The sequence below is a fragment of the Syntrophales bacterium genome (assembly GCA_023228425.1).
GTDB lineage: Bacteria > Desulfobacterota > Syntrophia > Syntrophales > UBA2210 > MLS-D.
In genome coordinates, this window is record JALOBE010000003.1 from 107,814 (window position 1) to 120,940 (window position 13,127).

Annotated in this window: 7 protein-coding genes, 2 tRNA genes and 1 rRNA gene; 6 read left to right on the forward strand and 4 right to left on the reverse strand. The window is 57.3% G+C overall.

The annotated features are described in order from the left end of the window. Positions 1-90 precede the first annotated feature (90 nt). Positions 91-1,866: an aspartate--tRNA ligase gene (gene aspS, locus M0Q23_02205; protein MCK9527461.1), complete on the forward strand. Its 1,776-nt coding sequence runs from the start codon at positions 91-93 to the stop codon at positions 1,864-1,866. Positions 1,867-1,875: 9 nt separating this feature from the next. Here aspS and M0Q23_02210 read toward each other — a convergent pair whose 3' ends face one another. Continuing rightward, on the reverse strand, positions 1,876-3,837 hold the full coding sequence (locus M0Q23_02210) for a UvrD-helicase domain-containing protein (protein ID MCK9527462.1): 1,962 nt from the start codon (positions 3,835-3,837) through the stop codon (positions 1,876-1,878). A gap of 16 nt (positions 3,838-3,853) precedes the next feature. Next, positions 3,854-4,501 (reverse strand): adenylate kinase, encoded by a 648-nt coding sequence (locus M0Q23_02215; protein ID MCK9527463.1) that lies wholly within the window; start codon positions 4,499-4,501, stop codon positions 3,854-3,856. 644 nt (positions 4,502-5,145) lie between these two features. Here M0Q23_02215 and M0Q23_02220 point away from each other — a divergent pair. Further along, on the forward strand, positions 5,146-5,697 hold the full coding sequence (locus tag M0Q23_02220; protein ID MCK9527464.1) for an NUDIX hydrolase: 552 nt from the start codon (positions 5,146-5,148) through the stop codon (positions 5,695-5,697). 178 nt (positions 5,698-5,875) lie between these two features. Here the strand turns inward: M0Q23_02220 and M0Q23_02225 are convergent, their stop codons facing one another. Continuing rightward, positions 5,876-6,622: a hypothetical protein gene (locus tag M0Q23_02225; protein MCK9527465.1), complete on the reverse strand. Its 747-nt coding sequence runs from the start codon at positions 6,620-6,622 to the stop codon at positions 5,876-5,878. Positions 6,623-6,940: 318 nt separating this feature from the next. Between M0Q23_02225 and M0Q23_02230 the strand changes: the two genes are divergently transcribed. Further along, entirely contained in the window at positions 6,941-9,859 is a 2,919-nt protein-coding gene (locus tag M0Q23_02230) for an insulinase family protein (protein MCK9527466.1), read from the forward strand. 67 nt (positions 9,860-9,926) lie between these two features. Here the strand turns inward: M0Q23_02230 and M0Q23_02235 are convergent, their stop codons facing one another. After that, positions 9,927-10,736, reverse strand: coding sequence for a lysophospholipase (locus M0Q23_02235; GenBank protein MCK9527467.1), 810 nt, complete (start codon positions 10,734-10,736; stop codon positions 9,927-9,929). Between the two features lie 578 nt (positions 10,737-11,314). Between M0Q23_02235 and M0Q23_02240 the strand changes: the two genes are divergently transcribed. The 3 genes from M0Q23_02240 (at position 11,315) to M0Q23_02250 (ending at position 13,127) form a co-directional block, all read left to right on the forward strand. Next, positions 11,315-12,872, forward strand: a 16S ribosomal RNA gene (locus tag M0Q23_02240). A 101-nt stretch (positions 12,873-12,973) separates the two neighbouring features. Continuing rightward, positions 12,974-13,050, forward strand: a tRNA-Ile gene (locus tag M0Q23_02245). A gap of 1 nt (position 13,051) precedes the next feature. After that, positions 13,052-13,127, forward strand: a tRNA-Ala gene (locus M0Q23_02250).

Below are 13,127 nucleotides of genomic sequence, written 5' to 3' on the forward strand. Positions count from 1 at the left end.
GGGCGCGTCCCGGAAGTGGAAACAGGCTATCACACAGGGCGCGGGACAAACCGGTGTTCTGGAATCTTGAAAAAACGCGAGGTAACGACAGTGACAGCGTTCATGACGAAAGAAAAGAGAACCCACTACTGCGGTGAACTGAGAACCGCACAGGCGGGAGAAACGGTGGTACTCATGGGCTGGGCACACCGGCGGCGGGATCACGGAGGCGTCATTTTTATCGATCTCCGTGACCGTGACGGCATCACCCAGGTCGTTTTCAACCCCGAAGTGTCCCCCGAGGCCCACGAGGAAGCCCACAAGATACGAAGCGAATACGTTCTGGCCGTAAAGGGGGTAGTGCGGAATCGTCTCGCGGGAATGGAAAACCCGAACCTTCCAACGGGCGCTATCGAGGTAATGGCTGAAGAGCTTGAAATACTCAACGAATCAAAAACGCCTCCCTTTGTGCTCGATGACGATGCCGACATTTCTGAGACGATCCGTCTCAAGTACCGCTACCTGGACCTGCGCCGGGAGAAGGTTCAGAAGAACCTTCTCCTGAGGAGCACCGTCACTGCGGCGGCCCGTGCATACCTCAATGACCGGGGATTTATCGACGTGGAAACGCCCTTTCTCACCAAAAGCACACCCGAGGGAGCCCGGGATTACCTTGTCCCCAGCAGGATCAGTCCCGGCTCCTTTTACGCCCTGCCCCAGTCACCCCAATTGTTCAAACAGCTGCTTATGGTCTCCGGCTTCGACCGCTACTACCAGATCGTCAAATGCTTCAGGGACGAGGATCTCCGGGCTGACCGGCAACCTGAATTCACCCAGATCGATATGGAGATGTCCTTCATATCCGAAGACGATATCATGAATGTCACGGAAGGCCTCATGTCCCACATGTTCAAAGCCGGTATCGGTCTGGACGTGGTCACACCCTTTCCACGTCTCACCTGGAGCGACGCCATGGATCGATACGGCCGGGACAACCCGGACACCCGGTTCGGCCTGGAGCTTCATACTATAACGGATCTGGTTGAACACTGCGGATTCAAAGTCTTCTCGGACATGGCGGCCCGGGGAGGCGTTATAAAGGCACTGCGTCTCGCGGAAGGCAGGCGCCTTTCCCGAAAGGACCTGGATGAACTTCCCGGTTACGTGAGTGACTTCGGGGCCCGGGGTCTTGCCTGGGCCCGGGTGAATGAAAACGACTGGACCTCTCCGATCTTCAAGTTTCTGACTCCCGGGGAAGTAACGGCCGTCAATGAACGGATGGAGGCCTCACCGGGAGACCTGCTCTTCTTCGTGGCCGACACGGCAGGTGTGGCAAACGACGCCCTGGGCAACCTGCGGCTCCACCTGGCTCGGAAACTCGGTCTCATAGAGCCGGACAGCTTTTCCTTCACCTGGATAACGGAGTTCCCCATGTTCGAGTACAGCGACACGGAGAAACGGTTCATGGCCACCCATCACCCCTTCACGGCTCCCGTCCCCGACGACACGCCGCTGCTCCTTGAAGACCCCGCACGGGTTCGCGCCCGCGCCTATGACCTGGTACTCAACGGCTCCGAAATAGGCGGTGGAAGCATTCGAATTCACAAGAGTGACGTGCAGGCCCTGGTATTCAAAGCCCTTCAACTGAGCGACGAAGAGACGCGGACCAAGTTCGGGTTCCTCATCGATGCCCTGGAATACGGCACCCCTCCACACGGAGGAATCGCCTTCGGCCTCGACAGGATTATCATGCTCATGGCCGGCGCCGAATCCATACGGGATGTCATCGCTTTCCCCAAGACGCAGAGAGCCACGTGCCTTCTCACCGACGCCCCGTCACCGGCGACGCTTGAACAGCTCATGGAACTGTCTCTTAGGGTCCTGTAGGCCGGTAACCTACTCGACAATCCATTGTTCGAAGGGTCGTTCTTTCGCGGGAAGTCTCGCGGGTGCCAGTTCGTTGATGAACCTCGAGGGGCTCAAGCGGCGGCCCCAGCCACCCCTTCCTGAATCGACAAGGGTGTGGCAGAGATACAGCTGGTCCTTGGCCCGGGTGGCGGCCACGTAAAAGAGGCGTCTTTCCTCGTCCACACCGCCCGGTTCCTTGAGTGCCCGCTCCAGGGGCATGGCTCCCTCGGAACAGCGGATCATGAAGACAACAGACCATTCCAGGCCCTTGGCCTGGTGGATGGTACTGAGGATCACCTTCTGCTCCGCCTGTTCCCGCCGACGCGACGCGTCGTCATCTTCGTTGAGGCCGGTCATGAGAGCGAGTTCGCTCAAAAAGGCTTCCAGGGACTCGAACTGTCGTGAAAAAGCGGCAAGTTGTTTCAGGTCCTCTTCCCGGGACTGGTAATTGTCGTAGCGTTCCCTGAGAAATCTCCTATATCCCCCTGCCAGGACACGGTCGATCACCCGTCGGGGATCATCGAACCCGGCGGTTTTGAAGACGTCATCCAGGATGGTTCTGAACTCCATCAGTCCCGGCTCGACGGCTTTTGACAGGCCGGCCTCCAGATCATCGGAAAAAATACGACGCCGGGGATCGTCGCTGTCGGCAATCAGCCTCCAGATCGCGTCGGCCCTGACTTTTCCGATGCCCCCATAGAGGACGAGGAGCCGTTTCCAGGCCGGTTCGTCGAAGGGATTCACGGCGATCCGCATGAACGCCGTTACATCCTTGACATGAGCCTGTTCGAAAAAACGTATGCCCGACCTGACAACGAAGGGAATGTCCCTGCGCACCAGCTCCATCTGCAGCTCCATGGAGTGGAAATGCGCCCGATAGAGAACGGCCATTTCATCCAGGGGAATTCCCTCATCGGCCATCTCCAGAATGCGCTGGGCCACGAAATCGGCCTGGTGCATTCCATCGGAAAGAGGCGCGTAGACAGGCCGCGCGCCCCCCTTTCTGACTGCCCGCAGCTTTTTTTGATACTGCTCCCGGTTATTCACGATGGAGAGGTTCGCCAGCTTCAGTATCGGGGGCGTACTCCGGTAATTGGTCTCGAGTTTGAAGACCCGTGCCTTCTTCCACATTTCAGGAAAGGTCATTATGTTCGTACAGTCGGCGCCTCGAAATGAGTAGATGCTCTGTGAATCATCGCCCACCACCATGATGTTCCCGTGGTGGGAGGCCGTCAGGTTCAGGATATCGGCCTGAATGCGATTCGTGTCCTGGTATTCGTCCACGAGGATATGTTCGAATGTGCGGGCATATTCCGCGTGGACATCCTCATGTTCCACCAGGAGGTCCCGCCACTTGAGCAGGAGATCGTCGAAATCCATGACGTTCAGCTCCTGCTTGCGGATACGGTATCGAAAGGCGACCTTCAGGATGTCGGTCATGAATGTGAAGGCTCCGGGATATCGTTTCCGGACGATGGTTTCCAGAGATGTGTCCGTGTTGGCGGCCAGGGAAATCATGTCCATCAGGACCGCCGCCGTGGGGAAGCGCTTACCTCTGGACGGAATACCTGATTCAACCACGGCGGAGGCCACCAACTGCCGGGCGTCCTCCCGGTCGAGAATGGAATAATTGCCGTCATAACCGACGCGACGGGCATGCCGTCGAAGAATCCGGTTTCCGATGTGATGGAAGGTTCCGCCCCAGACCATCCCGGCCCGGTCCCCCACCAGGCTCTCAACCCGGGTCAGCATTGACCGGGCGGCCTTGTTGGTGAAGGTGACCAGCAGGATCCTGTCGGGACGTACACCCTGCTCGATGAGCCAGGCCGTTCGATAGGTGAGCGCGCGGGTCTTTCCGCTTCCGGCACCGGCAATGACAAGCAGCGGTCCTGCATCGGCGGTCACCACGCGGTATTGCTCGCTGTTGAGTTCCTCCCTGTAATCGATCATAGGCGACGCGACGATTCTATGCCCTCAGGCTTTTCTTGATATCTTCCACCGTGTCCACGCTCTTGAGAGAACGGAAGTTCCTGAGCAGTCCTTCCTTCTCGTAAAAACCGATCAGGGGCGCCGTCTTGGCCGTATAGATTTCCAGCCGGTTCAGAATCGCCTCTTCTGTTTCGTCGTCTCTCTGAATCACGGGGCTGCCGCATATTTTGCAGGTGCCGTCCTCGGCGGGGGGATTGCTCCTGACATTGTAGATCTCCTGGCAGGAGGGGTTGGAACAGGTTCTGCGGGTCGTAAGGCGGTCAAGGACAACATCCCGGGGAACTTCAAGGTTCGCAACGAAGTCGAGGGAGATCGACAGCTTTTCCAGGAGTTCCTTCAGCGCCTCCGCCTGGGGAATCGTTCGGGGAAAGCCGTCCATTATAAAGCCTCCGGCACAGTCCGGCTCCTGAAGGCGCGCTTCCATGATTTTCATGATCAGAGAGTCGGGAACCAGATCGCCCCGCTCCATGTAACCCCGGGCTTCCTTCCCAAGGTCGCTTCCCGCTTTTACGGCGGCCCGGAGAATATCTCCCGTGGAAATCTGAACAGAACCGTCATAGTCCGCCAGCAGCTTCGCCACGGTCCCCTTGCCGGCTCCCGGCGCGCCCAGTAATATGATTCTCATTGCTTGTTCCTCCTGTGGCCGGCAACAGTGCCGGAATAGATTATCAAAGAATAGACGGGGGCGTCAGGCTTATAGGTCAAAGGTTTCCGCCGGTCAAGGAAAATGACCTCCCGCTCTTTAACCGCCTTCGATTCTCTCGGCCCGGACAGTATATTCATCGGCTCTCCGTGCTGTTCCGTTTTTACACTGATCTCCGCCAGGTTTCTCAACAACCCGGCTGCCGGGGCATGGTCGGGGCCGAAGGTGTCTTCGGCACAGGCCGACGCGTCGTCAGCCGGCTCCAGCGCCCGTTCGTGATCTCCCTGTCGGTACCGCTCGATGGCCTCCTGTGTTAACCTGTCCTACCGGCTTTTTATTTCCGTGGTCTCGCTCCCATGGTCCGGCACCGCTTCTTTCGCCATCACACACCGGAAGTACCACCGGAACATTTCACTTTCAATATTTTTTGCAGAAAACTGGATTTTCACGTACATTACGCATATTTTACAGGCATCATCAGATTTTTGAATCGTGTCATTCCGGGAAACATCGGGACTGGAAATTGTTCCTTACTACCGTCACTTCGCACGATGTCCCCCCCTGGCCGGCATGACGCAATCGACAGTTTTTCAAAGGCCCTGTCATCACAAGAGGAAGGACGATCGATGCTTTTTCATTACTGCCCCTCATGCGGGGGAAACCTCGAGGCGCGCGGGCGGCGGGATCGGAACAGACGCTCCTGCACCCGGTGCGGCCGGGTGTTTTACCGTAATCCCACCGTCGGCGTGGCTGTCGTTGTCGTCAGGGACGGGAAGATCCTGCTGGTACGACGCGTCGGTTCTTACGACGGCATGTGGTGTATACCCTGCGGCCACCTTGAATGGGATGAGGACGTACGCGCCGCGGCTGAACGGGAAGTGCTCGAAGAAACGGGGCTCATCGTCAAGGCCGGTCCGGTTTTCGCCGCTCATTCAAATTTTCATGACCGGGACCGTCAGACCACGGGTATCTGGTTCTGGGGGGAACTTGTGGGAGGTGAGCTGAAAGCCGGTTCCGACGCAAGCGAGGCCGCTTTTTTTTCACTGGATTCGATCCCGGACAACCTCGCCTTCCCCACAGACCGCCTGGTTCTGAAGCAACTTGAAAGGGCCCTTCATTCCGGACGGCTGGAGTGCTGGGTTGACCTGTCCATGACAATCAGCAGGGGACTCTTGTAACGGGTCTCCGCGGGACGCGCGAAGGAAGTCCACTCTGTCTATGGCCAATCCTGATGAACTTGTACGAAGTCGAAGAACATCCGATAGAGGACGGCTTTGTAAAAGCTCCCTGAGGCACGGCGCGCACACCCTGAAGAATGAGGCGTAGCGTACTGTGAGGTACGCCCGTACGAGGCCGTCAATCCCGGATGTGGGCCAGTTCTTTGTACAGCCGTCGTCCGATTCCGACGCCGCGGTCGATAAAATCAGGGCCGTAGGTCTTACCCGTCGCGGACCGGAAAGTGTCCCGGATCTTCTCGACACCTTCCAGCCCCGGCAGAAAGCGCTCCATCACCCGCGGCAGGGAAAGGGGACGAAGGGACAACATGTCCCACAGCATTTCGGTGAAATTGTCGGGACCCCACCGGAACTTGTCGGCATCGTACAGAGCATCCGATAGGAGCTGCGCCGCGGGATTCGCCAGAGACCGGCAGGGCCTGAAAGCCTCGTGATTTCTGATGGCTTCGGTGACGATGAGGATTTCATGCTCCGGAAGATCGAGGCCGGCAAGAACATTTCGCGCCTCCAGGGCTCCCCTGTGGGCGTGGTTTTTCTGTGACCGCGCGATATCATGAAGGAGTCCTGCCAGGTGCGCGAGAAAAACGAGACGGGTCAGTTCGGGCTCGGGGAGTCTATTCTGCCCCTCTACAATAATGATCGCCCCCGCGTCAATGGCCACCTTTTTTGCATGGACCACCCCATGCCCTCCAAACGTCTCCCTGCCCTCCAGGAGCCGCAGGCAGGAGCCCACTGTGTCGTTTTCTTCGAAGTGTCTGCAAGAGCGGGAACAGGCCGCCTCCTGCTCGCGGTAAAAAAGAGGGTCGCCAAAGCTCGAGGCAATGTCGAGGGCCATCTTACGGGCTTCCCGATATCTGGTATCGATCATCACCGGCTCCTCGAGGAAGGTGTCTATCTATGATAGCGGCTCGGCTTGAATGGTGTCAAGAAGGAATACGTGACACAGACAGGGCAGGATAGACGGAAACTATTGAAAGGGTTGCCGGAATCAAGTATGACGAGTTCGTAAAAGGTCCGAACGCTGCGTTGCATCTTCCGCCACTGCGTCGTACCCTGAAGTACGTCCATTCTTCAGGATGCGCCTGCCGCGTCCACGGACTTTCACGAAGCCGCCGCACGCTGCGGTTCCGGCGGCTTTTTGCGATTTCGTCACCTGTGGAAATGACGTTGACAGAAGGAGAATACAATGAAAACAAACGGTTTCAAGCTCATCCTTGAACGGCCCGTGGAGGAGCTCAAGACGCTGGCCCGGCTGTACAGGCATGAAAAAACGGGGGCCCGGCTACTTTCCCTGATCAACGATGACGAAAACAAGGTATTCGGCATCACCTTCAGGACTCCCCCTGAGGACTCCACGGGAGTCGCGCATATCCTGGAGCACTCGGTCCTCTGCGGATCGCGGAAATATCCGATCAAGGAACCTTTCGTAGAAATTCTGAAGGGATCCCTTCAGACGTTTCTCAACGCCTTCACCTATCCCGACAGGACCTGCTATCCGGTGGCAAGTCAGAACCTCCAGGATTTTTACAACCTCATCGACGTCTATCTGGACGCCGTTTTTCATCCCCGCATCACGCCGGCCGTTTTCCGACAGGAGGGATGGCATTACGCCCTCACCGACTCCGCTGACCCTCTTCGCTACCAGGGAGTGGTGTTCAGCGAGATGAAAGGCGTGTATTCATCACCCGATTCCATACTGGGTGAAACCATCCAGCATTCGTTGTTTCCCGATACTCCCTACGGCTTTGATTCGGGCGGCGATCCCGACGTGATTCCCTCACTGAGCTACGAACGGTTCCGTGATTTTCACAGGCGCTATTACCATCCGTCAAACGCCTTCATATTCTTTTCAGGAGACGACGACCCCGAAGAACGCCTGCGGATAATCGATGAATACCTCAGAGAGTTCGACTTTCTCGCGGTGGACTCCACCGTCTCGCTTCAGACGAAATTCAGTGAACCCCGGAGCGTAACGGCCTTCTTCGCCTCCGGAAGCGACGATTCCACCAGGGGAATGGTCTGCGTCAACTGGCTGCTTGATGAAACAACGGACCTTGACGGAAACATCGCGCTCAACGTACTCGCCGCGGTTCTGCTGGGAATGCCCGGCTCTCCACTCAGGAAGGCCCTTATCGAATCAAGCCTCGGAGAGGATATCGTGGGCGGCGGGCTCGAAGATCAACTGCGGCAGATGTCTTTTTCCGTGGGGCTGAAGGGCGTAGCGCTGGATACCGAGGGAGCGGCCGGGGCGGTGGAATCCCTTGTTCTGACAACGCTGTCCCGACTCTCCGACGGGGGTCTTGATCCAGAGGCGGTCGAAGCGGCCATGAACACCCTGGAATTCCGGCTCCGGGAAAACAACACCGGAAGCTACCCGCGAGGGCTGGTCCTCATGCTGCGGGCGCTTCCCCCCTGGCTTTACGGAAGCGATCCCCTGGCACCGCTCGCCTTCGAAGAGCCACTGGCGCGCCTGAAAGAACACATACGGGAGAACAACCGTTTTTTCGAATCCCTCATCCGTTCATCCCTGCTTGACAACCCTCACCGGACAACGGTAATCCTGAAGCCCGACCCGACCTTGGCCCGCCGTCGGGAGCAACGTGAACTGGAAGCACTGGCGGCCCGGAAACAGGCCATGACCCCCCGCCAGATAGAGGAAACAGTACGCGATACAACAGAGCTCCGGGAACTTCAGGAGAAGCCGGATTCTCCGGAAGCGCTCCGGACCATACCGACACTGGCCCTGGAAGACCTGGAGAAACAAAACCGGACGATTCCCCTGACTCCCCTGGAGCATCGCGCCAGCCCCATACTGTTTCACGATCTCTTTACGAGCGGCATCGTCTATATCGATGCCGTATTCGACCTTCAGGGGATTCCTCGGAAATATATCCCCTATGTGCCCCTTCTCAGCCGGGCCCTGCTCGAAATGGGAACGCTCAGGGAAGATTACGTGAAAGTCCTCCAGCGGATCGGCCGCACGACGGGGGGAATCAACACGTCCCTGCTCCTGTCCATGGTACGGGGATCACCTGTCCCCCTGGCCCGGTTCATTCTTCGGGGCAAGGGAACGCCGGCCCAGGCGGAAGACCTCCTGTCGATCATGAAAGAAGTCCTGACCACGGTACGTCTTGACAACCGTGAACGGTTCCGCCAGATGGTTCTCGAGGAAAAGGCCCGTCTCGAGCAGCGTCTCATCCCGGGCGGACACCAGGTAGTGGGGCTTCGCCTGCGGTCCCGTTTCAACGAAGCCGACCGCCTGTCAGAAGACATGGGAGGTGTGAGTTACCTCTTTTTCGTCCGCGCGCTGTCCCGGGCAGTAGAACGGAACTGGCCGTCGGTACTGGCTGCTCTCCGGGATATCAGGGAACTGATGATCCGGCGGGGGAACGTTCTGTTGAACGTGACCGTCGATGAGACGGGGTGGAAGCAGATCGAGTCTCTCCTCCACCGGTTCATCGACGGCATGCCCGATGGTGACGGACCGCGAAGTCGATGGCGCCGTCGCAAGCCCTTCCCGGAGGAAGGCCTCGTCGTTCCTTCACAGGTAAACTACGTGGGCAAGGGTGCCGATCTCTACCGTCTGGGCTACCGCTTCCACGGGTCAGCCGGAGTGATAACACGGTATCTCCGGAATTCCTGGCTCTGGGACCGCGTCAGGGTCCAGGGTGGGGCCTATGGCGCTTTCTGCTCCTTTGACCGTCTTTCCGGTGTGCTCGCCTTTCTGTCCTATCGAGACCCCAACCTGCTTCGCACGATCAGCGTCTTTGACGATGCCGCCCTGTTTCTGAAGAATCAGCCGCTGTCCCGTGAAGAGGTCACCAAAGCCGTGATCGGCGCCATTGGCGACATGGACAGCTACCAGTTCCCCGACACGAAAGGGTACGTCTCCATGGTCAGGTACCTGGCGGGCATCACCGACGAAGATCGCCAGGTCGTCCGCGATCAGGTTCTCTCCACCACGGCAGATGACTTCAGGGCCTTCGCGGACATAGTGTCGGAGGTTGCCCTGAAGGGACAGGTAACCGTCATGGGATCTGAAGATGCCCTGAAGAGGGCTCGGGAAGAGGGAGGGCCCGACCTGGAACTGCTGAACCTGTTCTGACCGGCCCGCGGGACCCAGTCCGCCCCCGAAGAGCCGCGCCGTTCAGGACGGCGGGATGAGGAAATCGTCATGGTCTGCCTTTGATAGACTCTATGAAGGTCCGCAGGGCCCCCATGTAGAGGGCGAAACCGACCATGAAGATCGAGTTGTGGTCGGCACCGGGAATCACGACGAGACGTTTGTTCCGGGCCGCGGACGCCTCGAGAAGGGCTTCTCCATCACTGACGGGGATGATGAAGTCATTCCGGGCGTGGATGATCAGCGTGGGAAGATCCGCGGAGCCGATCTTGTCCAGGTTACCGCAACCATTGTCCTCGGACAGCCCCAGTCCCTGGGGATCGGCGCCGATAAGCCGCAGAAGGGGCATGGTGCGGGCAAAACCGCTCTCGACGATGAGTCCCGCCAGTTTGCCGGTACGGCTCGATGCCAGTTCTATGGCCGGCGCGCTGCCCAGCGACCGCCCCATGACCACCAGCGGCCCCCGGTACCCCTGCACCTCGAGCCATGCCGTCATGTAATCCAACACCACGTGAGCGTCGCTCATCATGGCAGACACCGTGGGGTGTCCCGTCGAAAGACCGTATCCCCGGTAATCAACGGCGCAGAAATTCACGCCCGTCGAACCGAAGAGAGGCCCAATATCGTCATAATCCGCCACGATTTCCCCGTTTCCGTGAAAAAACAGGATGGTCGGCCCGTCAACATCCAGGTGATGGAAGCGGGCGGCTACCGATACCCTGTCTTCAACGGGAATCAGCAGGTCTTTCCCGGACTGTCCGGATAATCCGTACCTGATCTCGGGGCGGGGATGAAAGAGAACGGAGAGAATCTCCGGCCTGTCAAGAAGTGTGTAATCCCTGGGGGATGTATCGTTCATGGCACGCTCCTCAAAAGATGATAAGAGGGCGGACGATACCACAGATATTTCTTTTTTCCCACCTTCGTCGATCTCGTACAAAGCGCCCCGGCCCGCCTCCGGCGGGCCTGCATCATACAACTGACGTGCCGTAAGCGGGCATCGTTGAATATGGACGCACCGGCAAACCCGGAAAAGGAGACCGAATTGACACGGTCGACAGTGTGCCCCGGTCTTGAACCGGGCCTCGAATCAGGTGTTTTTTCTGCGGGCTATCCCCTTGACAATCCCTCATTTCGTCCCTAGTATACGAATATCGTAACCGATTTGAGCATGATGTTTTTTTTAAAAATAGGCTTGACTCAACGGTTGAGACAGCGTATAAAGCCACCTTCTTTGACATTGACAAGCGAACCGTCACGCGTGCCGCGGAACCGCTCCCTATCAAAACGTGCAAAAGCTGCTTGACAGGGGCCTTTTTTTGCGGTAAGAGTAAAGTTCGCTTCAACATGGTTCTTTTAAAACTGAATAGTGGGATAGCTAGCTTACGGGCCAAGTATTTCTTTGATAGAAACGGGATACCAATCCCGGAAGGATTTAAACTTGAGAGTTTGATCCTGGCTCAGAACTAACGCTAGCGGCGTGCCTAACACATGCAAGTCGTACGAGAAAGTTCCCTTCGGGGGATGAGTACAGTGGCGCACGGGTGAGTAACGCGTGGATAATCTGCCCTTCAGTCAGGAATAACCCACCGAAAGATGGGCTAATACCGGATAATACTGATGTGCCTCGGCATATCAGTCAAAGATGGCCTCTCCATGGAAGCTGTCGCTGAAGGATGAGTCTGCGTACCATTAGCTGGTTGGTAGGGTAATGGCCTACCAAGGTGACGATGGTTAGCTGGTCTGAGAGGGCGACCAGCCACACTGGAACTGAGACACGGTCCAGACTCCTACGGGAGGCAGCAGTGAGGAATATTGCGCAATGGGGGAAACCCTGACGCAGCAACGCCGCGTGAGTGAGGAAGGTCTTCGGATCGTAAAGCTCTGTCAGATGGGAAGAATGTTGAGAAGTTAACAGCTTCGATGCTTGACGGTACCATCAGAGGAAGCACCGGCAAACTCCGTGCCAGCAGCCGCGGTAATACGGGGGGTGCAAGCGTTGTTCGGAATCATTGGGCGTAAAGCGCGTGTAGGCGGCCGGATATGTCAGGTGTGAAAGTCCCGGGCTCAACCCGGGAAGTGCATTTGAAACTGTTCGGCTAGAGTTAGGGAGAGGAAAGTGGAATTCCTGGTGTAGAGGTGAAATTCGCAGATATCAGGAGGAACACCGGTGGCGAAGGCGGCTTTCTGGCCCTCTACTGACGCTGAGACGCGAAAGCGTGGGGAGCAAACAGGATTAGATACCCTGGTAGTCCACGCCGTAAACGATGTTCACTAGGTGTTGGGAGGATTGACCCTTTCAGTGCCGTAGCTAACGTATTAAGTGAACCGCCTGGGGAGTACGGTCGCAAGACTAAAACTCAAAGGAATTGACGGGGGCCCGCACAAGCGGTGGAGCATGTGGTTTAATTCGATGCAACGCGAAGAACCTTACCTGGACTTGACATCCCGAGAATCTCCCGGAAACGGGAGAGTGCCCTTCGGGGAACTTGGTGACAGGTGCTGCATGGCTGTCGTCAGCTCGTGTCGTGAGATGTTGGGTTAAGTCCCGCAACGAGCGCAACCCTTGTCTTTAATTGCCATCATTAAGCTGGGCACTTTAAAGAGACTGTCGGTGTTAAACCGGAGGAAGGTGGGGATGACGTCAAGTCAGCATGGCCTTTATGTCCAGGGCTACACACGTGCTACAATGGGTGGCACAAAGAGCAGCGACCATGCGAGTGGAAGCAAATCTCAAAAAACCACCCCCAGTTCGGATTGGAGTCTGCAACTCGACTCCATGAAGTTGGAATCGCTAGTAATCGCGGATCAGCATGCCGCGGTGAATACGTTCCCGGGCCTTGTACACACCGCCCGTCACACCCGGAAAGTTGACTGCACCAGAAGTCGTCGGGCTAACCCGTAAGGGAGGCAGGCGCCGACGGTGTGGTTGGTAATCGGGGTGAAGTCGTAACAAGGTAGCCGTAGGGGAACCTGCGGCTGGATCACCTCCTTTCTAAGGAGTATTCGATCGGAGCCCCTGCTCCGATCCATACATCCAAGGTCAATCCCGGAAGTTGGTTATACCCACTATTCATTTTTTTTCACGTGAGGAAGGGGCCTATAGCTCAGTTGGTTAGAGCGCACGCCTGATAAGCGTGAGGTCGGTAGTTCAAATCTACCTAGGCCCACCAAGGGGGTGTAGCTCAGTTGGGAGAGCGCCTGCTTTGCACGCAGGAGGTCATCGGTTCGATCCCGTTCACCTCCACCA